This is a genomic window from Paenibacillus sp. E222 (assembly GCF_013401555.1).
Classification (GTDB): Bacteria; Bacillota; Bacilli; order Paenibacillales; family Paenibacillaceae; genus Paenibacillus.
In genome coordinates, this window is sequence record NZ_CP058552.1 from 3,611,747 (window position 1) to 3,635,670 (window position 23,924).

Consider the following 23,924-nt stretch of genomic DNA (forward strand, 5'->3'; position numbering starts at 1 on the left):
GGAGTGATCGATTTGAATATTGTTTTTATGGGAACGCCTGAATTTGCAGTTCCGTCTCTCGATATGCTTATTGCCGAGGGATATAACGTGGTTGGGGTAGTCACACAGCCGGATAAACCACAGGGCCGCAAAAAGGTACTAACACCAACACCGGTCAAGGCTGCGGCAGAACGCCACGACCTGCCTGTATTTCAACCAGTGAAACTGCGTGCGCCGGAAGCTGTAGCCCAGTTGGCTGAATGGAAACCGGATCTGATTGTGACTGCGGCTTTTGGGCAGATTCTGCCCAAAGCTGTGCTGGATATGCCCGTTCGCGGTTGTGTGAACGTGCATGGCTCTCTTTTGCCAAAATATCGCGGTGGTGCCCCGATTCAACGTTCCATTATTAATGGAGAGCCGGTGACGGGTGTTACACTGATGTTTATGGCGGAAGGCTTGGATACGGGAGATATGATCTCACGTGTAGAAGTAGCGATTACGGATGAAGATACATCAGGGTCCATGTTTGTAAAGCTCAGCGAAGCGGGCTCCAAACTGCTTCAGGAAGAAATGCCGCGGCTGATTGCAGGTGAAACAACGGCTGTCCCACAGGATGAAGCCGAGGCTTCCTATGCACGTAATCTGACTCGGGATGACGAGAAGATGGACTGGAATCGGACGTCGCGTGAATTGTTCAATCAGATTCGCGGTCTTGTGCCGTTCTCGGGTGCATTCACGATGTGGGATGAGCAGGTCTTCAAGGTATGGGCAGCAACGAATCCGAAGCAGATGGATGTACTCTCGTCTTCCGATGCTGGACAAGCTGAGCCGGGAACGGTGTTACAATTGGGCAAAAACGGCATTGAAGTTCGCACAGGTGACGGTTCTCTCTGGCTTACTGAGGTTCAGCCCGCAGGCAAAAAAGTAATGCAAGCTGCTGACTTTGCCCGTGGTGGTACCCTGAAACCAGGAACGGTGCTGCAATGAGCGGAAATACACCGGGCCGTCCGTCAGGAAATGGTCATAAAGTCGCAGGAAACGCCTCTCGGGGCGGAGGAAACCAGCGTCGTCCGAACACAGGAAAATCGGGTCGTGCAGGACATTCATCTGCATCCCCAGCTTCTGCCAATGGTGCATCACGCTCGGAGCGGCCTAAAACATCTGCTCGTGCACTCGCTGTAAAGGTACTCAGCGCTGTTGAGCAAGAAGGAGCGTACAGCAACCTTGAGCTGAATCGGCGTCTGAAAGAAGCCGAGCTAAGTCCGGCAGATGCTGGGCTGGCTACAGAGTTGGTCTATGGTACGATCGCAAGACGGAATACCCTTGATTATTTTCTGGAACGATATGTAGCCAAAGGTGTATCCAAGCTGCAACCTTGGGTTCGCAGCCTGCTGCGCATCAGCGTGTACCAGATGTTATATCTGGACCGTATTCCGGAACACGCGGTGGTGAGTGAAGCTGTCAATTTGGCTAAGAAATTGGGTCATCAGGGCATCTCCGGTATGGTGAATGGAGTATTGCGGAACATGATTCGCAATCGTGATGAACTGCGTATTCCCGAACATCTGCCTGCAGCTGAACGTATCTCACTGGAGCATTCTCATCCGCTGTGGATGGTCGAACGCTGGATCAGCCAATATGGCGAAGAGACAGCGGAAGCGATCTGTCGTGCGAATAACGAGCCGCCTGCGGTTAGTGTTCGTGTGAACACGACAATGACTACACGTGAGAAACTGATGCAAGAGATGGAGAGTACGGGAGCGATCGTGGAACCTTCTCGACTTAGTCCGGACGGTATTCTCGTTCGCAGTGGTGGTAACATGGCACATACGTCCTGGTATCGGGATGGCTTGCTGTCCGTTCAGGATGAAAGTTCCATGCTTGTAGCTGAGGCCGTTGGGCCTGAAGATGGTCAGACTGTACTGGACTGCTGTGCAGCTCCCGGCGGAAAGACAGCCCATATGGCGGAGAAAATGCAGGACCGTGGACGGATTGTGGCCAATGATGTACATGCTCACAAACGTCAGTTGATCATGGATCAGGCAGATCGTCTGGGACTTAGCTGCATTGATGCTGTGACAGGTGATGCCCTTGATCTGGATAAGCGTTATCCAGAGGAATCCTTTGACCGCATTCTGCTGGATGCGCCATGTTCAGGTCTAGGTGTTATTCGCCGCAAGCCAGATGTCAAATGGACCAAAACTGCGGAAGACATCCAGGATATCTCCAATCTGCAACGTGAACTGCTGGATCGGGTTGCACCGCTATTAAAGCCGGGTGGTGTTCTGGTGTATAGTACGTGTACAATCGAGCCAGCGGAGAATGAGCATAGGATCGCTGACTTTTTGGCTCGGCATCCCGAATACAAGGCGGCTAAAGACTCTGCCTGGTCTGGTATGGAAACAGCTGATTTGAAGGTTGTTAACGGTGGTGTGCAGATTCTGCCACAGTACGCTCACAGTGACGGGTTTTTCATTGCCAGGTTGACAAGGATAGTGGATTAACAGTTTAATAGAGCACTGAAGGATAGCCGCCGAGGGGAACTTCGGCGGATTTCTTTGTGATTAGCCTCAAGGTTTAACATCAGTAAAATGTCATGATAGGGTGCGATGCAGGCATTGAGGTGTTATAATGCATGAAGTAAAGGCATCAAGGGTATACATGGATGTAACGTGGTCTTTGTGATAGAATAGGACGAATGGAAAGAAAAGAAGGAAGACGATCAAAAGAAAAGAAGGAATAGGTGTTGACAACAAAATGAAACCTTTTATATATGATTATTCCCTGGAGGAGCTGCAACAGTGGGCTGTTGAGAACGGGGAGCCGGCTTTTCGCGGTGGTCAGATCTTCGACTGGATTTATGTGAAACGTGTGAATGATTTCAGTGAAATGACGAACCTGTCGAAAGCGCTGCGTGAAAAGCTGACTGAACAATTTGAATTCGTTACACTAACTGAAATTACGAAATTTGAATCCAAGGATGGAACGGTTAAATTCCTGTTCGGTCTGCATGATGATCATGCGATCGAAACAGTTATTATGAAGCACAACTATGGTAACAGCATCTGTGTAACAACACAGGTTGGCTGCCGGATTGGCTGCACGTTCTGTGCATCCACACTGGGTGGACTCAAACGTAACCTTACAGCTGGCGAAATTGTCGCTCAGGTTGTGCAGGCCCAGAAAATTCTGGATGAACGCGGTGAGCGGGTCAGCAGCATCGTAATCATGGGTTCAGGTGAGCCTTTTGAGAACTATGAAGCAACAATGACGTTCCTGCGTATCATGATTCACGAAAAAGGGCTGAATATCGGTCAGCGCCATATTACGGTGTCCACAAGTGGAATCGTACCGAACATTTACAAGTTTGCAGATGAAGATACACAGATTAACCTGGCGATCTCCATCCATGCGCCAAATGATGCATTGCGTTCCAAATTGATGCCGGTAAACCGCCGTTTTCCTTTTGACGATGTAATGGAGTCATTGCGTTATTACTTGGCGAAAACGGGCCGCAGAATTACGTTTGAGTACGCACTTATCGGTGGTGTGAATGATCAGCCGGAACATGCGGCAGAACTGGCAAGTGTGCTTAAGAACATGCTATGCCACGTGAACCTGATTCCGGTCAACCATGTACCTGAGCGTAAGTACGTAAGAACATCCAGAAGCGACATTTTCAATTTTCAGAAGATCCTCTCGGAGCAGGGTGTTAATGTAACCATTCGTCGTGAACAGGGACATGATATTGCTGCCGCTTGCGGTCAGCTTCGTGCAAAGCATATGGAGTTGAGGTGAGAACGTTTTGATCAAAACAGTTCATGTGAGCCATATCGGACGGGTGCGTTCGGTGAATGAAGATTCAGCCTGGATTCGAAATCTTGATACAGGTTATATTCTGGGTATTGTTGCCGATGGTATGGGCGGACATCTTGCAGGAGATACAGCGAGCCGCCTGGCGGTAGAGACGTTGGTGCAGGATCTGGGAACGCTTGAGCCGGGTCTTTCACATGCGTCTTTGTCAGCCGCACTCAGCGATGCTATTTTGCATGCCAACGAAGTGATCTTCCGCACTGCATCCTCGGATGATAATTACCACAACATGGGAACCACCGTGGTTGCGGCCTTATTGAATGATACGGAAGGCGTTATTGGTCACATCGGTGACAGCAGAGCATACAAGATTGCAAACAAACATGTGATCCAGTTGACCGAGGACCATACGCTGGTCAATGAATTGTTCAAAAATGGTCAGATCAGCAAAGAAGATGTCTCTCATCATCCGCGACGCAATGTGCTGACACGTGCACTTGGGACAGACGCTGAAGTGAAGGTGGATCTGGATACCGTCAAGCTGGAAGAAGGCGAAGTTCTTCTCCTGTGCAGTGACGGGCTTAGTAATCTGGTCAGCAATGAGCAGATCATTCAGGTCGCAGGTAATCTGGAACTGGCATTGGAAGATCGGGCGGATCGCTTGCTTCAGCTGGCTTTGCTTGCTGGAGGAGATGACAATATCACGGTGGCATTATTCGAACTGCAAAAGGAAGGTTCCGTGACATCGGAAACGGGGTGTGAGTCATGATTGGGCACCAGCTAGGCGGACGCTATGAAGTGATCGAGCGTGTCGGCGGTGGCGGCATGGCTCTTGTGTACAAGGCCCAGGATCTGTTGCTCAACCGGAACGTTGCCATCAAAGTGTTAAGGCAGCAATTTGTGCATGACGAAGAGTTTATTCGCCGTTTCCGCAGGGAAGCACAGTCTGCAGCATCTCTCTCCCATCCTAACGTGGTCAGTATCTACGATGTGGGGCAGGAAGATGACGTTCATTATATTGTCATGGAATATGTCGAAGGTAAAAACCTGAATGAAATTATTAAAGAGCGGGCGCCTCTGCAGGTGGACGAAGCGGTTCGGATCGCCTCCCAGATTGCAGATGCCCTCGATCATGCACATCATAATCAGATCATTCATCGGGATATCAAACCACATAATATATTGATTGGTCGTAATGGCCGTGTGAAAGTAACGGATTTCGGGATTGCCCGTGCGGTTACGTCCACAACGATTACACAGACCGGCTCCGTAGTTGGTTCCGTACATTACTTCTCACCTGAGCATGCCAAAGGCATCGTGACTGGCGAGAAGTCGGACTTATATTCCCTTGGTATTGTACTCTATCAAATGCTGACTGGGCAGCTTCCGTTCCTGGGAGAGAGTCCGATTAGCGTTGCTTTGAAGCATTTGCAGGAAGAGTTTGATGAACCTCGCAAATTCAATCCGCTTATCCCGCAAAGCGTAGAGAACGTTATTCTGAAATCCATGCGCAAAAATCCGCAGGAGCGTTACCAATCCGCTAAAGAAATGCAGACGGATCTGGAAACCTGCCTGATGCCGGAAAGACGTAATGAAACGAAGATTGATTTTCCGGATGAGGATGATATCGATCAGACCCGTGTTATGCCGGCGATCAAGCCGGAGCCGCGTGGAGTTACATCCACAGGTGCTATACCCGTGATGGAGTCTGACCAAGATAACAACAAGGGCAAACCCAAAACAAAGAACTGGAAAAAGCCAGCGTTGTTGATCTCGTTGACCGTGCTTATTCTTATCGCGATGGTTGGAGTTGTGTGGTACGTGAAAGGCATGCTTGTTGTGCCAGATGTGACTGTACCCAATGTCATTGGCCAAACCGAGGAGAAGGCTCGTCAAATGTTGCAGGATCAAGGGCTTGTGGTCAGTGATACTGTCATCCGGGAGTACAAGGAGGATGTGGAACCAGGTATTGTATTTGACCAGACCCGAAATGAAGGCGACGTGGTCAAAGAAGGCTCTGAGGTCCAGCTGAGTGTTGGCGCGGAAAAAGAGTTGTTGAAGATGATTGATCTCAAAGACCTTTCATATGATGAAGCGGTCAAACAACTTACCAGCCTGGATATCAAAGAGGATCAGATTCAGCGTAAGGATGAATATTCAAATGATAAATCTGCGGGGACGGTTCTATCCCAAACTCCTGGGGTGAATGTAGAATACGATCCGGCAGAGGTTCAGATTGTTCTGACCGTGAGCAAAGGATCCGAAACGATAAAAATGCCGGACTTGAAAAATCTCACGCGAAGCGAGGCTGAGAAAAAGCTCCAAACCGCCGGCTTAATTCTTGCTCAGGTTCAGGAAGAGTCGAGCTACACCGTAGATGAAGGCAAAGTGACACAGCAATGGCCTGTGGAAGCTGGTGCAGAGGTGAATCCTGGTGATAAAATCACCATTTTCATTAGTACTGGATATCCGCCTGAGGCATTGAACTACCCCTATAACATTAACGTTTCGCCAAAAGAAGTAGGAAAGAGCAGCAAAATTCGAATTACTTTCGAGGATGCTCGTGGCAAAAGTCAGGAATGGGGAACCCGGAGCATCAAGTCTGCCCAAACGCTGACAATTCCGCTTGTTCTGGCTCCAAACGTCGATGGTGTTGTCTCTGTCTATCGGGATGGCCAATTCCTGGATACGTACCTGGTGTCCTATATTGATGCCAAAAATGGAACGGTAGTTGTGCCTACCATTGAGCCCGAGAAGGGTGCAGAGCCGCCTCCAACAACGGAGGAGCCTGATCAAGGCGGTGGTGGTGATGAGGGCACTGTAGATACACAACAGGAAGGTGAGCCTGATACACCTGTGGATGGTGAAGTGGACAACGAAGAGGGAGATACTTCTGCGATGAATAAGGATAAGGGTCCCTCCAAAGGCAAAGATAACAAGAAAAAGGAAGTCGTTAACGCATCAAGCCGTCCATAAGGACGGCTTATTGCCGACGTTTAGGGTAAATGTACTGTAAATTAAAAGGAGGGCGACGGAGCTATGCCAGAAGGTATCATCGTTAAAGCGCTAAGCGGTTACTATTATGTCATGCCACTGGAAGACAGCGGGGTGCCTTCGGTTGAAGGCTCCGCCGTTCAATGCCGGGCCAGAGGCATCTTCAGAAAACGGGGTACCTCACCGCTTGTGGGTGACCGTGTCAGCTATATGCTGACAGAGAACGGGGAAGGAACAGTAGATGAAATTCGCAAACGTGAGACGGAGTTAATTCGTCCACCTGTAGCCAATGTAAGTCTGGCTGTTCTGTTATTTTCCGTTAAGGAACCGGATATGAATCTCAATCTGCTGGATAAATTCCTGGTACATATCGAACAAGCCGGACTGGATGCACTAATTGTGCTCACGAAGCAGGACCTGGCTGATCCAGAAAACGATGCCCGTGATACAGTGGCTGAAGTAAAGGCTTTGTACGAGCAAATTGGATATGAAGTTATCTCTACGAGTTCACGAACTGGTGAAGGTAATGAACTGCTCAAGGAACGTCTTGCCGGCAAGATTAGCGTATTCTCCGGGCAATCCGGTGTAGGTAAATCTTCGATGCTGAATGCATTGATGCCAGGTCTAACCCTGGAGACCAGTGCAATCAGCATGCGCCTGGGCCGAGGGAAACACACCACCAGGCACGTGGAGCTCATACCGCTGGATAATGGTGGCTTTGTCGCCGATACGCCGGGATTCAGCCAACTGGACTTCCTGGAGATTGGTGTGGAGGAGTTATCTACTTGTTTCCGGGAGTTCGCTCAATATGCGGATCAGTGTAAGTTCCGAGGCTGTACCCATACGCACGAACCAGGTTGCCGGGTGCTTGCAGCCAAGGCGGAGGGAATGATCTCCGAAAGCCGTTATCAGCATTACGAACAATTCCTTACAGAAATGAAAGACAAAAAGCGGAGGTATTAATATGATTAAAATTGCCCCATCTATTTTATCTGCGGATTTTGCCCGTCTCGGCGCGGAAGTGGCGGAAGCCCAAGCTGCTGGCGGAGACTGGATTCATGTTGATGTCATGGACGGTCATTTCGTCCCTAATATTACGCTTGGACCTGCGATTGTAAAAGCGATCGCTCCACATACAAGTTTGCCGCTTGATGTGCATTTGATGATTGAGAACCCAGAGCGTTATGTGGAGGAATTTGCGAAAGCTGGCGCAGCTGTTATTACGGTTCATGCCGAGGCTTGTGTGCATCTGCACCGGGTTATTCATCTGATCAAGGAACAGGGAGTGAAGGCAGGGGTTGCTCTTAATCCGGGAACTCCGGCAAGTGCAATTCAGGAAGTGCTGGACGATGTGGATATGGTGCTTGTCATGACCGTAAATCCCGGTTTTGGTGGACAGGCCTTCATCTCAGGCACCATGAATAAAATCAAGCAAATTCGTAGCTGGCTGAACGAAAAAGGACGCCATGACGTGCATATTGAAGTGGATGGCGGTATTGCTGCCGACACAGCTCCGCTTGTGGTTGAAGCTGGAGCGGATGTGCTCGTTGCAGGAAGTGCTGTATTTGGACGTGAAGATCGCGCTGCCGCGATTGCCGAAATTCGCAGTAGCTACGGAGGCTGAGCATGAACCTCAAGGAGACGCTGTGGACAATGGGTGCAAGTCTCGTTACGGGACTGGTGCTTGCTATGTTTGCGGTCATTCAATCCCCTTACAATGCGATTACGTCATTGATCGGGGTTGGTGTTGTCATTATGTACTTCCGCAAATTTGACCGTACAGGACTTCGGGTTACTTTTGTGATATTCAGCATACTGTATTACTTATTGAGTGTATTCATGATCGCTGTCTATCAATATATCCCTACCCAAACCTAAATGACCTGATAACCAGGCTCGTCATTGTGGAATAGGGACAAAGGGTTCCGCATAAATATGGTTACATGAGCAGGTTTCTCATGTAGCCTTTTTTGTCGTGTTTAAGGCAAGGAAGGCCTGGAGCATAGGATACGGCGGATGCATGAGCATGATGGGGAGGGTGAAGTATGAAATTTTACACATTCAAACTGCCGAAGTTTTTGGGAGGCTTTGTAAAGGCGATTCTTAATACGTTTCAAAAGAACTGACATGATTAAAAGGTTCCATTGGCGAATACCGCCGCTATGGCTTCAGGATCATCTGGAATTCGGACCTGCGAAGCGCCATGCGGCGGCCATTCACATGCTGATGTGTGTATTCATGATTTTATTTCTGAATACCAAAAAAGCACCTGCAAGGAACAAGGTGCTTTTTGCTTACCCGATTTATAGTAGCTTTGCGTGATTATACGCGAGTCACTTTACCGGCTTTCAGTGCACGGGTGCTTACGTATACACGTTTTGGTTTACCGTTCACGAGAATGCGGACCTTCTGAACGTTTACGCCCCAAGAACGACGGTTACGGTTGTTAGCGTGGGATACGTGGTTACCGGTGCCCGGTTTCTTACCTGTCACATAACATTTGCGAGACATAGATTACACCTCCTATCCTAAAATAACCAGTTGCCCTAAGGAGACACGAATGCCATTCCAGACGGGCTAAATTGTTCTTCCTGACCGCAATGGTCAGGTTCCAGTAGCTAATGGCGTTGTTCAAGCCGGCATAGCCGGATCATTTCCATTACTAAACCTGCATAAAACAATACTTGAATATAATATCATATTGAAAAAAGCTTCGTCAACTGATCCAAAAACTTTATTTATTTCTCCTGTCTAATATAGTACAATGTTGAATAGTCCATAATACAGCGGTGAACAGGCTGTTGCCTCGGGGAAGCCGGAGAAAAAACCGGCCTTAAAGGGTCGGTGGTCTGCTTTTTTGGCAACGCTGTGAGCTGCGGCATTCCATCATTGGCACCAGTCTCCATGCGGCATTCATGCCGGCTCTTGATACCGGTGCATATCCGTATGCCCCGAATTAGGGGTTACAGAGTAATTGCAGGATATCGGTTGCCCGGCCGCCCAGACCGTTAATCCGGCTGACATGTTGTATTATATGCCTTTGCCGGACAAGGTATGGACGAAGAATAACGCGATAAGCGTTTGCGCATGAACAGACCAGATAACATCTTGGTGCAAGATGTTCGTGTATCAAGCTAGGAAGGGGAATTCTCACTTGAGTATACGTTCTTTAAATGGAACAGATTTTACCGCAATGGTACTTGCCGGAGCGGAACAACTTGGACAGCATGCAGAGCACGTCAATTCCCTGAATGTTTTCCCTGTGCCGGATGGCGACACGGGAACGAACATGAATTTGACAATGAGTGCAGGAGTCGCAGAGATTAAACGCAAGAGTTCTGCCTCCATCGGAGAAGCTGCCGGTATTTTATCAAAAGGCCTGCTTATGGGCGCACGGGGGAATTCCGGAGTAATATTATCACAATTGTTCCGTGGATTCAGTCGTTCAGCTGCTCCTTACGAGGAACTGAATACACTCCAGTTTGCCGCAGCCCTGCAGAACGGTGTGGACGCTGCTTATAAAGCCGTAGTGAAACCCGTTGAAGGGACCATTCTTACCGTAGCCAAGGAAGCGGCGAAACATGCCAACTACTACGCAAGACGGACGAATGATATAACTGAATTAATGAATGAAGTATTGTTAAAAGCAAAAGAAGCACTGGCAATGACTCCGGAATTGCTGCCTGTATTGAAACAGGTTGGTGTTGTGGATTCAGGCGGTCAGGGGCTTGTATATATTTACGAAGGCTTCATGGACGTTCTGTTGCAAACGGACGGGGCAAGTCGTACATCCTTCCAGAGAGACGTACAACCAACCGTAGCGGCATCTGCATTGAAACCGGCTGCACCGTCAGAAGTGGTTTCTGCGAAGCCTGCACAGCAGGTAATTGTCCCGGAGATGCCAATGTCTGCCCAGGCGCGACTGGAAACGGAAGATATTGAGTTCCTGTATGACATGGAGTTCTTTATTAACCGCGAGCTTGGAGAGAACGCAGGTGTTACATTTGATGATGAAGCATTCCGGAAAGCGTTGTCAGTTAACGGGGATTCCATCATTATTATTGCTGACGATGAAGTGATTAAGGTTCACGTGCATTCCAAGACACCTGGGGATGTACTAAACCTGGCTCTCCGTTATGGAGAAATCACACAAATTCACATTCTCAATATGCGTGAGCAGCATCGTGATCTGCTGACTGCAGGCATGGACATTGCGCCTTCGCCTGAGCTGTTCGCAGAGATTCCACCTGAAGCGGTGCGCAGTGTGGAAAAAGCCGTGCTCCCAGCAGACGAGATGGCACCATATGGTTTCATCGCGGTATCTTCCGGTGAAGGCATTGCGGAGATTTTCCAAAGTCTTGGCGTGGATGTCGTTCTGTCTGGTGGACAAACGATGAATCCAAGCACCGAGGATTTTGTGAAAGCGGTGCGTTCGATCGCGGCAGAAAAGGTATTTATTTTGCCGAACAACTCCAATATTGTACTTGCTGCCGAGCAGGCCCGAGAGCTGCTGGAAGATGAACGTCGAATTATTGTGATTCCGAGCAAGACGATCCCTCAGGGCATGGCAGCGGCTTTTGCTTTCCAGGAGGATGAATCTGCGGAAACCAATCGTGACCATATGCTTGAGGCAATTAGCCGGGTACAGTCCGGTCAAGTGACTCATGCGGTCAGAGATACACAATATGACGAGCTTGATATCAAAGCGGGACACTACATCGGTATCCACAATTCCAAGATCGTGGCAACGGACGAAAGCATGCTGCATGCATGTGAAGGCCTGCTGCAACAGATGATGGAAAGCGGAGATGAAGTGGTGACGATCCTTGAAGGGGACGAGGCTACCCCTGAGATTACCGCTGCGCTTGTCGCATGGCTTGAAGAACAATATCCTGATGCTGAGGTAGAGGTGCATCTTGGAGGACAGCCGGTTTATTATTATTTGTTCTCTGTAGAGTCCTAATAGAGGTTGTTCAAAAAGTCCCCAGTTAACTTTTTGAACATGCACTAATAGCACTTAAGCAAAGAGGAGGGATCTGATGAGCCACAAGGTTGCGATCGTAACCGATAGCACGGCAGATATACCGGAAGAACTGATCCATAAATACGGGATTCATGTTGTTCCGCTGCGTGTTTTGTTCGGGGAAGAAGCTTATGCAGACGGCGTTGATCTGACTTCGGAACAGTTCTATGCAAAATTGGAGAAGGTATCCGTGCTGCCTACAACCTCACAGCCTTCTCCCACTGATTTTATGAATATCTATAACACATTGTTGGATGAGGACCCGGAGCGGCCCATTGTATCGATTCATTTGTCTTCCGGCATGAGTGGTACCTATCAATCGGCTCTGCTTGGCAAATCGTTGCTGGAACGTGAAGAAGATATAACGGTACTGGATTCGAAGTCTGCATCCTATGGATATGGTTTATTGGTCGTACAGGCTGCCGAGCTTGCTGAACAAGGAAAATCCGCTGCGGAGATCGCTGCGGCTGTAGCCGCCATGCAGCAGAGCCGCAAGCTGTTCTTTCTCGTAGATACATTGGAGTATTTACAGAAAGGCGGTCGGATTGGCAAAGCTGCGGCCATCTTGGGAACACTGCTGAATATTAAACCGATCTTGTCCATTGATGAGGAAGGCGTTATTTACGCAGTGGAGAAAGTCAGAGGTCACAAAAAAGCCATGGCACGCATTATTGAGCTGTTTCAGCAGGATCTGGCGGGTCAACGTGTTAATCTGGCGGTAGGTCATACCGCAGACCCCGGATCAGCGATCGCTTGTGCAGAGCAATTACGCGGGCATTTTACACTGAATGAAGTGGTATATACCAATATTGGGGCCGTCATTGGCAGCCATGTTGGGCCAGGCGTAATTGCCATCTTTATGTGGCCTGTTCCGGAATGAGGGATTAGACATGAAATGGGAAGAAATATCGGTAAAACAAATTAGCGGCGTGAGTGCTCTCAAAGAGGGAGAGCTTCACGCCTTTGGCATCTCTACTGTAAAAGACCTGCTTGAATATTATCCGTTCCGTTATGAGGATTATCGACTGCGTTCGCTCAGTGAAGTGAAGGACGGGGATAAAATTACGGTACAGGGTAAAGTGATGGGCATCCCGGTGTTGCAGCGTTATGGCAAAAAGTCACGCCTTACCTGTAAGGTGATGACGGAAGAATGGATGATCTCAGCCACCTGGTTCAATCGGCATTTTCTGAAGGAGCAGCTTACGCCCAATCGAGAGATTGTTATTACGGGGAAATGGGAACAAAAACGTATGCAGATGACCGTAACGGACTCGGAATTTCCGGATAAAGGGGAAGGACGATCGGGAACGCTGCAGCCTGTGTATTCCGTAACCGGCAAGATTGCGCAGTCCTGGATGCGTAAAACGATTAATCAGGGGTTAGTCCAATTCGGGGAAATGATCCCTGAAATTCTGCCTCACTCCCTCATGAAGAAATATGGATTCATGGCTCGCAAACAGGCGATTGCCGGAATTCACCGTCCGCAGGATAACCGGGAAGGCCAGCAGGCCAGACAACGGATGGTGTATGAGGAGTTATTTTTGTTTCAGCTCAAGATGCAGGCTTACCGTGCATTGAACCGGGATCGTATGGATGGTGTAGTGCACACAACGGATAATACGACGATTCGCGAGTTTGTTCGCAGTTTACCATTTGAACTCACGGATGCGCAGAAGAAGGTAGAGCTTGAAATTCTGCATGATATGCGTTCACCGTATTCGATGAATCGATTGCTGCAGGGAGATGTAGGCTCAGGTAAAACGGTTATTGCGGCGATTGCGCTGTATACAACCGTTCGTTCCGGTTTTCAGGGGGCACTGATGGTGCCTACGGAGATTCTGGCAGAACAGCATATGCGCTCACTGCAAAAGCTGTTTGAACCTTTTGGCGTAACTGTGGGGCTGTTAACGGGTAGCGTAAATGGACGCAAGCGTAAAGATCTGATTGCATCCTTACAGATGGGCATAATCGATATCGTTGTAGGTACACATGCTCTGATCCAGGAGGATGTATTTTTCCGCGATCTGGGTCTTGTCGTTACGGATGAACAGCATCGCTTCGGTGTAAACCAGCGCAGCATTTTGCGGCGTAAAGGGTATAACCCGGATGTGTTAACGATGACGGCGACGCCGATACCGCGAACACTGGCGATTACGGCTTTTGGTGATATTGAGGTATCCACCATCTCGGAACGTCCAAAGGGACGGATTCCAATCTCGACGTACTGGGTCAAGCATGACATGATGGACCGGGTTCTTGGTTTTATTTCGCGAGAAGTGGACCAGGGACGTCAGGCCTATCTGATCTGCCCGCTCATTGAAGAGTCGGAGAAGCTGGATGTACAGAATGCGATTGACCTGCATATCCAGATGCAGCAGAACTTTCCGAAGTACCGTGTAGGTCTGCTGCATGGACGGATGACGGCTGGCGAGAAGGAAGAGATGATGCGTGAATTCTACAGCAACGAAATTCAGCTTCTGGTCTCCACAACGGTTGTGGAGGTCGGTGTCGATGTACCCAACGCTACATTGATGGTTATTATGGATGCGGATCGCTTCGGTTTGTCACAGCTGCATCAGCTTCGTGGTCGGGTCGGGCGGGGTGCTCATGCATCTTATTGTGTGCTCATTGCTGATCCCAAGACAGAGGTTGGGCAGGAGCGCATGAAGGTCATGACGGAAACCGAAGATGGATTCGAAGTATCCCGTCGAGATCTGGATCTGCGGGGACCGGGCGATTTCTTTGGCACCAAGCAAAGTGGATTACCGGAGTTCCGTCTTGCCGACATGGTTGCGGATTTTGCCGTATTGGAGCAGGCGCGAGATGATGTGTCCAGCCTGATTGCGGATGCGAGCTTCTGGACGTCTGTTGACTACGCTCCTTTACGTGACTTTTTACAGCAGCAGCAAGTATTCCAGGGTGATCTGATCGATTAATCGGGGCTGTGGATATGTAGTTTTCCACATTTTCCGTGGGAAAATGTCAAGTGTACAAGCCCTCCTGTCATATGAATAAGAAGTGAGTTCATTATTCAGGAGGTGCTGTACGTTTTGGGTTACCAACAATATGGAATCAGTCCGCAGCTGGTGGAGCGGATCAAAACGAAAATGAAAAATCCCGCTGTCAAAGAGCGTATCAAGAAGTTGATAGATGGGGTCACCAAGTCTGATTTGCAGGATAAGGCAAAAGTAAGAAGACTGGTCAAGTCGTCAGCGGTCATTTTGAACGAGAATTTTTCTGCGGCTCAGGAGGAACAATTTGTTGCTTTTGTTCTCGCGCAGAAGATCGATCCGAACAATACGTTTCATTTGATTAAGCTGTGGGGCATGTTCAGGTAGGGATTCGATGGAATGTTGGGTGGTATAAAATGAACTAAGGGTGTTACACGTGGCCACTCCGAGTGCAGTACCATCTTCCGATCGCTGTTATCCCCGGATTTTTTTGAATTACCCTTTGAAAGGGTAAAATCCGGTGATAAAGGCGAGCGCTTCGCTTCTCCAGATTGGTTCTGCACTCTCCGTTACTGTGTAACTGGGAGTTCATTTTATAAAAACCAAATTACATCGAATGTGTATGAAGTAATTATAGTGGATGGGCGGTTCATAAGTCAGGAAGTTGACTTATGGATCGCCTTTTTGATTTAAATGTAGACGTGTCCTTGGTCCTGAAATGATTTATGCTATGCGTTTTTTATCGTTGTTGAAGCTGAGGTTGTAACGGTGAGATGAAGAGCGTGACCTATGGGGAGACGTATTAACTGTGGCTAACGAACTGAGGTGACGCTATTTGGAGCATTTCTGCCTGATAGAAATTGTAACGAACCTGAGAGGCGCTATTTTCTCAATTCCGGCATGCATACGTTATTTATTGCTGTTTGCGGATGAAATAAGGTCACTGAGGTTCGTTACATTTTCTCGCTCCCCAAAATCACCTTAATAAGGCTTCTGAGGTTCGTTAGAATTTGGAATGACACTGCCGGATATGCTCTTATTTCTTTTTCATGTGCGCAGGAGGGTCGGGGATTGTGGTCATTATGAATACTGCGATGAATGTTGCAATAATGCTGCCGTTATACGGTATTTCTTTGAATATGTAGTCCTGTACAATCAGGATCAGAGTCGAAATACATAAAATGATGTGGAGCATTCGTCCTGATGAGCGTTCGAAATCTTTGGAGCGTTTGGAAATTTGGGATAGGGTGAACCATATGAGACTAAAAAGTAGAAGTGAACCAAGGATCAGGATGGTAAACATGTAAATACACCTTTCTGTGAGGAAAATGAACAGAGCAATTGGAATCTAGATAATAATATGGAGATAAGACAATGCAACAATAATTTCCTGATTATACCACATTATATTTTTAAGCTATAAATTTGTTGGAATAATTTATCCGTAAGCTGGACTAATGAACGTACATATGTATCTTATTTTCACAGGATTGACTTTGCTTTCCTCCTATTGGAGCGGTAAACTGTTGCATACGAGCATACATGGATTTCAAAGTGAGGAAAACGCTGCTGCGATAAGGGGCGTTTATTTTTGACGGATGTGGAGGAAGTCAGATTGACAGAGATGTTTACGATGCTGCTGGGGTTGTTTGAACGGGCGGCACTGCTGATTATATTTTTATTCTTTCTGTCGAGGATACCGCGGTTTAGACAGATTTTGCAAAAGGGAAAATTGAGATGGCAGGAGTACATTGCTGTTACGTTGTTATTCTGTGGATTTGCCATCTTCGGTACCTATACCGGTATTAATGTGGAAGGCTCGCTGGTGAATGTGCGCATTATTGCTGTCATGTCTGGCGGTATTCTGTTCGGGGGGCCTGTGGGCATCATTACCGGGATTGTGTCCGGGGTGCATCGGTATTTAATCGATATGGATGGAGTTACGGCGATCCCGTGCCTGATCACGAGTATTCTGGCAGGTCTGGTCTCCGGGTATATACATAAGTATACGCCTAAGTCGAAGCGCTGGATGATCGGTATTGCGGCGGGAATGATCTGTGAGGCGCTTACGATGCTGCTTATCCTGCTGTATTCCTATCCCGATCCTCTGGGTGCCGATATTGTCTCGAAGATTGCGCTGCCGATGATATTGGGTGAGGTGAATATTGGACTGATCGTGCTGCTGGTGCAGAGTGTGGAAGGGGAAAAGGAAATGATTGCAGCTCGTCAGGCCAAGCTGGCGCTAGAGATTGCGAACAAGACCTTGCCGTACTTCCGTTCCATTGATGAAGACTCTCTGCGTACGATCTGCCGGATTATTCAAGAGGATATTCAGGCGGATGCGGTTGCCATTACGGATACGCGAAATGTACTGGCTTATGTGGGATTTGGTGAGGAACGATATCACATCGGTAATGAAATTATTAGTGAGATGACGAAGAAGACAATCTCCAGTGGAGAGATTACGATCAGCAATGATGTCATTGACGAAAAAACGCCGGATATTCACTCCCTGCTCATTATTCCGCTCAAAGAGCGAGGCGAAGTGACGGGTGCCCTGAAAATCTATTACCGTAAAGCGTACAAGATTACGTATCCGTTGCAAACGATGGCTGTGGGTTTGTCCCAGATTATTTCCACTCAGATGGAAGTATCACGTGTGGAGGAGATCAAGGCTGCCGCCAATAAAGCGGAGCTGCGTGCATTGCAGACCACGATTCATCCTCATTTTCTATTTAATGCGCTGAACGCCATTGCCTCATCGATTCGAACTAAGCCGGATCGGGCGCGTGAGCTGATTGTGAATCTGTCTGGATATATGCGTTATAATCTGGAGCTGTCGGATGAGCTTATTGATATTCATAAGGAGTTGGAGCAGGTCCGCAATTATGTGGAGATCGAGAAGGCGCGCTTCGGCAGCAGGCTTAACGTCATCTATGATATTGATGAGGTGGCTGTGCATATTCCAAGTCTGGTCATTCAGCCGCTTGTGGAAAATGCCATTATCCACGGTATTCTCAAGGTGAAAGGACCCGGGACCGTACGGATTCGGGTACAGGATTATCCTGACTTTGTCCGAATTGGGGTGAGTGATACAGGAGCAGGCATTGGAGCTGACATTATTGAGCGTGTATATCATGACCGGATGCCTGTCAACCAGATCGGATTGTACAACGTGCATCGACGGGTGAAGCTCATTTATGGAAAAGGATTAACGATTACACGGCTGGAGCAAGGAACCGATATTTTATTTGATGTACCCAAAGGAGATGTAGTAACAAGGTGATGAACGGTCGATGAGAGCCCTTATTGTTGAAGATGAAATTCCGGCAAGTGAGGAACTGAATTACTTGATACAGGAACATAGCCAGATTGAAGTGGTAGATTGTCTGGAAGATGGACTGGATGTGCTGAAGTTTTTGCAGGAGCAGGAAGTCGACGTTATTTTTCTCGATATTAATATCCCTTCGCTGGATGGCATGATGCTGGCACATCATATTGGGAAGTTTGCGAGCAAGCCCTATATCGTATTTACAACGGCGTACAAGGAACATGCGGCTGAAGCGTTTGAGCTGGAGGCGTTTGACTATATTCTGAAGCCCTATGATGAGAAACGAATTGCCGCGATGCTGCAAAAACTCGAAACGGCATTCAAACGGGATCATGAGCAGGAGGAACGTGAACGTGGCAGCGACGATGGACAGGCTCACAATACGGCTCAAGCCAACGATGAATGGTCTGCATCACATATGCAGGCGCGGGAATCCAATACCCAGACGGAACGACGCATTAACCTGCTGCGCAATGACAATATTATTGTGACAGATACCGCCGATATTTATTATGCAGAAGCACAAGAAAAAGTAACGAAGGTGTATACCAAAAACGGTGAGTTTACGATGCCGGTCAGTATTTCGGATTTTCACGGCCGATTGCCGCAGGAAACCTTTTTCCGCTGCCATCGCTCTTACGTGGTGAATTTGTCTCAAATTCGTGAAATTGTGCCTTGGTTTAACAATACGTACCTGCTTCGTTTGCGTGATCTGGAGGCTGAAGTGCCCGTTAGCCGGGGCAAAGTCAAAGAATTCAGGCAGCTCATGCGCATCTAGAGGCATTTCATTCCGCATCTGATGCAACTCATGCTCAAATCGGTGTAATGAATCCCCTTTCATGTATGATTAGCTTGTGAACGCATTCATATATATGACATCGGCAAAGGGGAGATCACGATGAAAGCAGCTATTTCATCCGCACCTAATTCAGCATCTACAACTATAAAAATGAACCGCTGGCTTATTGTACTGGGAACTATTATTGTACAAATGGGTCTCGGAACCATCTACACCTGGAGTTTATTTAATCAACCGTTGTCTGATCGTTTCGGATGGGACGTCAGCTCGGTCGCGATAACTTTTTCGATTACCAGCTTTGCTTTGGCATTTGCCACACTATTTGCAGGCCGACTGCAAGAACGATGGGGACTTCGTCGTCTGATTCGGGTAGCGGGTGTGGTGCTTGGTCTGGGACTCGTGCTCAGTTCTCAAGTGAGTTCGTTGACACTGCTCTATATTCTGGCCGGATTTGTGGTTGGATTCGCGGATGGTACGGCGTACATCACTTCCTTGTCCAACCTGATCAAATGGTTCCCTGAGCGAAAAGGTCTGATCTCAGGTATTTCGGTCGGGGCCTTTGGTACGGGCAGTCTGTTGTTCAAATATGTGAACTCGGCATTAATCGGTGCTGTTGGTCCTGCTCAAGCTTTTATGTACTGGGGCATTATTGTATTGGTATTGATTGTAGGCGGCTCGTTCCTGATCCGTGAAGCGGTTGTTCGTGAACAAGCTCCGGCAGCAAGCAGCACAGACGGTGGGAAGCAACAAGTAACACGTCATGATTATACGGTCAAAGAAATGCTGCGTACAAAAGAAGCTTATATGCTGTTCGTTATTTTCTTCACGGCATGTATGAGTGGACTGTATCTGATCGGTATTGTGAAAGACATCGGTGTGCAGTTGGCAGGTCTTAATGTGGCTACAGCTGCCAATGCGGTAGCGATGGTTGCCATCTTTAACACCGCTGGACGTATCATTCTGGGCGCGCTGTCGGATAAAGTAGGACGGATGAAAGTTATTGCCGGAGCACTGCTGGTTACGGCTGTTGCCGTAATGACGCTGAGTCTGGTACCGCTGAGCTTTGGCATCTTCTTCGCCTGTGTGGCCGCTATCGCATTCTGCTTTGGTGGCAATATCACGGTTTTCCCGGCGATTGTAGCAGATTACTTTGGACTGAAAAATCAGAGCAAAAACTACGGCGTGATCTATCAGGGATTTGGATTGGGTGCCTTGGCTGGATCGTTTATCAGCGCCCTGCTGGGTGGATTCCATCTTACCTTTATTGTGATCGCTGTACTGTGTGCCATCTCGCTCTTGCTGGCGTTGATTATTACGCCTCCGGGTCAAGGACGTCGTACACGTCAACGTGAACAGCAGATGAATCTTAACCCTTCATCCCGGGCAAGCTGATCGTAGTGGGGATGACGTTCTATTTTATAAAAAGCAAGCTGGCGGTCTCTACGGAGGCCGCTTTTTGGTATCGGCTCAACCTCAGAGGAATGGAGACTTCTGTACAAGAAGCGGTTGTGTGCAATGCATACTTTGCTTCTGGTATACTCTAGGTGAAATAAAAAGAGCAAGTCCTTGTTAGCCATTTGGAGGAGGTATGTTCGTCATGAATTTCTTGAAATATGCACCATCTGATTTTGCTGATTATTATGCTCTTGTGTCCAATATTGAAGTCATGCAGCAGATTACCGAACGGGCTCTGCCTGAGCATGAAGCTACGGCGGAATTTGAATCCATGCTGAATTATAATCTCGGCAACAATTGTGGCTATTATCGAATATCTGGTGAAGATGGGGTAGGCATGGCCTACGCCAAACTGATCCCGGATGAAGCCGATCCGTCCCGGGCGGAAATGGGTTACATGATTCTGCCGGAGTATTGGGGGAAAGGACACGGGACTTCCATCGCAGCTCGGCTGATTATTCAGGCACAGGCGGCGGGAATTGGTGTACTCTATGCGGTTATCGATCCATCCAATGCGGCATCACGTCGAATATTGCTCAGACAGAACTTTGTATCCACATGGGTTGGGGATTATCATGGGTTACCTGGCGAGATTCTGGAGCTGAATCTTCAGGTGAAGCGGTAAGGGATCAGGCTTGCGGGTAATACATACCATACCGGGCATTTTGCATCACTTCAATGGGATTTTGTCATTCGGAGGCGTGTGAAATGCTCATACAGAGATTTGGAGGAGATGGAGATGAGCAATGCTGCAATGGAGCGTCTGAACCAGTTGCTGCCGGAATGGCTGGAGACCAGCCGTCTGCACACTGGACAGGGGAAAGTGGCTTCTTATATTCCCGAATTGTTCAAGGCCTCACAGGACGAACTGGGTATACATATCATGAACGCCGAAGGCAATCATGTATCAGCCGGAGATTGTGGTGTCCCGTTTACGATGCAAAGTATCTCCAAGGTATTTACACTTATTCTGGCCCTGATGGATCATGGGGAGGAAGCGGTCTTCTTTAATGTAGGAAAAGAACCTACTGGGGATGATTATGATTCCATGATCAAGCTCGAACTGGTCGAACCGGGTATTCCGTTTAATCCATTGATCAATGCGGGTGCGATTACGGTATCGTCCCTGATTGCCGGGGATTGCAAAGAGGAGAAGTCACGGCGCATTTTGGAATTTTTCCGCAAGCTGGCCAATAATGATCGGCTGGGCTATAACGAGGCGGTGTATCGGTCCGAATCGGAGACAGGCCATCTGAACCGCTCGCTTGGTTATTTTCTGAAGCACAATGGTGTGCTCAAGGATGATGTCGAAGATGTGCTTGCCGTCTATTTCCGCCATTGCTCCATCGAGGTGACTTGTGCGGACCTGGCCCGTATGGCACTGGTGCTTGCTTATGACGGGACAGATCCGATCACCGGGAATGAGCTTATTCCTCGTCGTTATGTGCAGATCGCCAAAACGTTCATGACTACCTGCGGTATGTATAATGCATCAGGCGAATTTGCGATTCAGGTCGGGTTGCCTGCCAAGAGTGGAGTGTCGGGTGGAATTCTGACTCTGGTTCCAGGCCAGTTTGGCATCGGGCTTGTAGGTCCGGCTCTGAATCGGAAAGGAAACAGCATTGCAGGCGTGCATCTGCTTGAGCGTCTTTCCAATGAATTTGACTGGAGTTTGTTCTAAACTAAGAAATCCCCTTACCCTCCTGAGTGGCCGATGAATCGCCATTTCGTCCTTTTGCTTCTTTGGAACGAAATGGTCTGATAGGAATACAGCTTGTCGGCTGCTTCAGTCTTGGTTCAAAACATGTAGGAAAACGGTCCTGCATGGCAACAGCCATGCTGCTTCTATTCCGGTATACCCGCACGCTGGGGTGAATTCGGGATGCTCCCTTTATATCACGTGCATTCGCCTGAGGCTTTGGCTCGCATCATTCATTTGCGAGCACCACATCCGTAATCAGATTCATCTGAATGTCCCGGGTCCCGGTCTCCGTTAACAGTCTGAGAGTGCGGGCAGGGGAGTCCAGTCGAAGCACCTGTCCGGTAAAACGGATATCATCATGTTCATGGAACAGGGTGATGGTGACTGCGTCCCCAAGCAGCATGGAGTTGCTAAGTAAACGGGACATTTCTTCCGCTGCCTGGGCATCCAGGGATGGACGGCTACGGGGAGCGAGTTGCTCCTGATGAATGATGTAGGCTTCCCGGTGTTCGGGAAGCATCATGCGCGACGACTCAAAAATCCCGTTTTGCTGTAATTTTTTACTCATTTATAGTGACCTCCAATTTTATGAGAACGGTCCTGTGCCTGTGCGGACGAGCAGAGCGAGGAGGCCCGCATGATCGCGGTTTCTCCGAACTTGCGCTTGATGTCATCGGTGGCACGTTCCAGTTCTCTTTTGCGTTCACGGTCATCGAACCAGGACAGCTGTACTTCGGAATCGGGCACGAGTCCGGTCAATGACACGCTGATGCGGCGAATGGGTAATCCGTCCCAATGGCGCAGAAACAGAGCTGCCGCTGCATCGTATACTTCATCGGTGATGTTGGTAGGTTCATTCACCTTCATCTGGCGGGAGAAGCCGGTTGGACGATCGTAATCCTGCCCCCGACATCCTACAGAGACGACATTACCCATGAGGGATTTGTCCCGGGAACGCCGGCTGACCAGCTCTGCCAGTTCGAGCAGCACCACCTTGATGTCTGCCCACGATTCATAGTCCCGAGGCAATGTCATCTGATGTCCAATGCCCTGCTGCTGGTGAGCATATGTCCCGGGTTTTACCGGAGAATCATCGATTCCGCGGGCAATACGCCACAGTACCTCACCATTGACACCCCAACGCTCTCTCAGTCGAGACAATGGAGTCTGCGCCAGATCACCGATCGTATGAATCCCCATCTTATAAAGATGCTGCCCCATCCGGGAACCGACCATAAACATGTCTCGAACAGGTTTATTCCACAACGTTTTCTGCATGTCCTTGCGGGGCAGTGTGTAGATGCCTCCTGGGACTTTTTTGGCATACAGGTCACAGGCCATTTTGCTGACTACCTTGGTGTCGCTGATGCCAACGCGGATATAGACGCCAGTCTCTTCCATGACCCTGTCCTGAATGCTGCGGGCAATCGTTTCGGGACTGCCGAACAGATCCAAACTTCCGGTGACATCCAGAAACTGTTCGTCAATGCTATATGGTTCAACCAGATCGGTATAGGACTGAAGGATACGGGTAATGTGTAGGGAAACACGAATATATTCGGCCATCCGGGGACGAATGACGACCACATCAGGACATTTGGCAAGAGCTTCACCCAGTCGTTCTGCAGTAGTAATTCCATAGGACTTGGCGAGTGGGCAGGCGGCCAGAATAATGCCTGAACGGCGTGCAGGATCTCCCGCAACAACAAGCGGACGGTCTCTGTATTCAGGATGTGCAGACTTCTCCACACTGGCATAAAATGACTGGCAATCGGCCAGCATAATGACACGTCCGTCTTTGCGGGGCATAGTACTTCTCTCCTTTTATTCATGATTCGGCTGCTTCTGTGCAGTGATGGGTTTCATTCAGTCAACGT

22 protein-coding genes are annotated in these 23,924 nt (G+C 48.6%); 19 read left to right on the forward strand and 3 right to left on the reverse strand.

Annotated features, from left to right (window positions below; translation table 11 throughout):
- The first annotated feature begins 12 nt into the window (after positions 1 to 12).
- The 10 genes from fmt (at position 13) to HW560_RS16300 (ending at position 9,108) form a co-directional block, all read left to right on the forward strand.
- Positions 13 to 966 carry a methionyl-tRNA formyltransferase gene (gene fmt / locus HW560_RS16255; protein WP_090901046.1) on the forward strand — a complete coding sequence of 318 codons (954 nt, stop codon included), beginning with the start codon at positions 13 to 15 and terminating at the stop codon, positions 964 to 966.
- A complete protein-coding gene (rsmB, locus tag HW560_RS16260; RefSeq protein WP_179263915.1) occupies positions 963 to 2,483 on the forward strand; it encodes a 16S rRNA (cytosine(967)-C(5))-methyltransferase RsmB in 1,521 nt (506 codons plus the stop codon). The genes fmt and rsmB overlap by 4 nt, the downstream gene beginning before the upstream one ends.
- 253 nt (positions 2,484 to 2,736) lie before the next feature.
- On the forward strand, positions 2,737 to 3,777 hold the full coding sequence (gene rlmN, locus HW560_RS16265) for a dual-specificity RNA methyltransferase RlmN (RefSeq protein WP_090901040.1): 1,041 nt from the start codon (positions 2,737 to 2,739) through the stop codon (positions 3,775 to 3,777).
- 7 nt (positions 3,778 to 3,784) lie between these two features.
- Entirely contained in the window at positions 3,785 to 4,561 is a 777-nt protein-coding gene (locus HW560_RS16270; RefSeq protein ID WP_090901037.1) for a Stp1/IreP family PP2C-type Ser/Thr phosphatase, read from the forward strand.
- Complete coding sequence (gene pknB / locus HW560_RS16275) at positions 4,558 to 6,768, forward strand: Stk1 family PASTA domain-containing Ser/Thr kinase (RefSeq protein ID WP_090901035.1); 2,211 nt, start codon at positions 4,558 to 4,560, stop codon at positions 6,766 to 6,768. The genes HW560_RS16270 and pknB overlap by 4 nt, the downstream gene beginning before the upstream one ends.
- Positions 6,769 to 6,831: 63 nt before the next feature.
- Positions 6,832 to 7,749, forward strand: coding sequence for a ribosome small subunit-dependent GTPase A (gene rsgA / locus HW560_RS16280; RefSeq protein WP_090901032.1), 918 nt, complete (start codon positions 6,832 to 6,834; stop codon positions 7,747 to 7,749).
- Between the two features lies 1 nt (position 7,750).
- Positions 7,751 to 8,410 (forward strand): ribulose-phosphate 3-epimerase, encoded by a 660-nt coding sequence (gene rpe / locus HW560_RS16285; protein WP_053784310.1) that lies wholly within the window; start codon positions 7,751 to 7,753, stop codon positions 8,408 to 8,410.
- A 2-nt stretch (positions 8,411 to 8,412) separates the two neighbouring features.
- Positions 8,413 to 8,664, forward strand: a complete 252-nt coding sequence (locus HW560_RS16290; protein WP_090901029.1) for a hypothetical protein — start codon at positions 8,413 to 8,415, stop codon at positions 8,662 to 8,664.
- Between the two features lie 167 nt (positions 8,665 to 8,831).
- Positions 8,832 to 8,912, forward strand: coding sequence for a stage V sporulation protein SpoVM (gene spoVM / locus HW560_RS16295; protein WP_019424875.1), 81 nt, complete (start codon positions 8,832 to 8,834; stop codon positions 8,910 to 8,912).
- A 1-nt stretch (position 8,913) separates the two neighbouring features.
- Complete coding sequence (locus HW560_RS16300; RefSeq protein WP_064636619.1) at positions 8,914 to 9,108, forward strand: hypothetical protein; 195 nt, start codon at positions 8,914 to 8,916, stop codon at positions 9,106 to 9,108.
- Here HW560_RS16300 and rpmB read toward each other — a convergent pair whose 3' ends face one another.
- Positions 9,109 to 9,297, reverse strand: a complete 189-nt coding sequence (rpmB, locus tag HW560_RS16305) for a 50S ribosomal protein L28 (RefSeq protein ID WP_024631107.1) — start codon at positions 9,295 to 9,297, stop codon at positions 9,109 to 9,111.
- A gap of 643 nt (positions 9,298 to 9,940) precedes the next feature.
- Between rpmB and HW560_RS16310 the strand changes: the two genes are divergently transcribed.
- From HW560_RS16310 to glsA, 9 genes are all read left to right on the forward strand, one after another.
- Positions 9,941 to 11,749, forward strand: coding sequence for a DAK2 domain-containing protein (locus HW560_RS16310; RefSeq protein WP_179263916.1), 1,809 nt, complete (start codon positions 9,941 to 9,943; stop codon positions 11,747 to 11,749).
- A 76-nt stretch (positions 11,750 to 11,825) separates the two neighbouring features.
- Positions 11,826 to 12,689, forward strand: a complete 864-nt coding sequence (locus tag HW560_RS16315) for a DegV family protein (protein ID WP_179263918.1) — start codon at positions 11,826 to 11,828, stop codon at positions 12,687 to 12,689.
- A 10-nt stretch (positions 12,690 to 12,699) separates the two neighbouring features.
- The gene (recG, locus tag HW560_RS16320; protein ID WP_179263920.1) at positions 12,700 to 14,745 is read left to right on the forward strand and encodes an ATP-dependent DNA helicase RecG; all 2,046 of its coding nucleotides are present in this window, start codon (positions 12,700 to 12,702) and stop codon (positions 14,743 to 14,745) included.
- Positions 14,746 to 14,859: 114 nt separating this feature from the next.
- Positions 14,860 to 15,147, forward strand: coding sequence for a stage VI sporulation protein F (locus HW560_RS16325; protein ID WP_090901017.1), 288 nt, complete (start codon positions 14,860 to 14,862; stop codon positions 15,145 to 15,147).
- Between the two features lie 1,246 nt (positions 15,148 to 16,393).
- Positions 16,394 to 18,046 (forward strand): sensor histidine kinase, encoded by a 1,653-nt coding sequence (locus HW560_RS16330; RefSeq protein ID WP_306459246.1) that lies wholly within the window; start codon positions 16,394 to 16,396, stop codon positions 18,044 to 18,046.
- Between the two features lie 10 nt (positions 18,047 to 18,056).
- Entirely contained in the window at positions 18,057 to 18,869 is an 813-nt protein-coding gene (locus HW560_RS16335; RefSeq protein ID WP_179263922.1) for a LytR/AlgR family response regulator transcription factor, read from the forward strand.
- Positions 18,870 to 18,989: 120 nt separating this feature from the next.
- The gene (locus HW560_RS16340) at positions 18,990 to 20,282 is read left to right on the forward strand and encodes an L-lactate MFS transporter (protein ID WP_179263923.1); all 1,293 of its coding nucleotides are present in this window, start codon (positions 18,990 to 18,992) and stop codon (positions 20,280 to 20,282) included.
- A 205-nt stretch (positions 20,283 to 20,487) separates the two neighbouring features.
- A complete protein-coding gene (locus tag HW560_RS16345) occupies positions 20,488 to 20,970 on the forward strand; it encodes a GNAT family N-acetyltransferase (protein WP_177185756.1) in 483 nt (160 codons plus the stop codon).
- A 114-nt stretch (positions 20,971 to 21,084) separates the two neighbouring features.
- The gene (gene glsA, locus HW560_RS16350) at positions 21,085 to 22,026 is read left to right on the forward strand and encodes a glutaminase A (RefSeq protein WP_090901009.1); all 942 of its coding nucleotides are present in this window, start codon (positions 21,085 to 21,087) and stop codon (positions 22,024 to 22,026) included.
- Between the two features lie 247 nt (positions 22,027 to 22,273).
- On the opposite strand, the gene HW560_RS16355 is transcribed toward glsA, so the two are convergent.
- Both HW560_RS16355 and HW560_RS16360 read right to left on the reverse strand, forming a co-directional pair.
- Positions 22,274 to 22,615: a YolD-like family protein gene (locus HW560_RS16355; RefSeq protein WP_111618793.1), complete on the reverse strand. Its 342-nt coding sequence runs from the start codon at positions 22,613 to 22,615 to the stop codon at positions 22,274 to 22,276.
- Positions 22,612 to 23,856 carry a DNA polymerase IV gene (locus HW560_RS16360; RefSeq protein WP_179263926.1) on the reverse strand — a complete coding sequence of 415 codons (1,245 nt, stop codon included), beginning with the start codon at positions 23,854 to 23,856 and terminating at the stop codon, positions 22,612 to 22,614. The genes HW560_RS16355 and HW560_RS16360 overlap by 4 nt, the downstream gene beginning before the upstream one ends.
- Between the last annotated feature and the right edge of the window lie 68 nt (positions 23,857 to 23,924).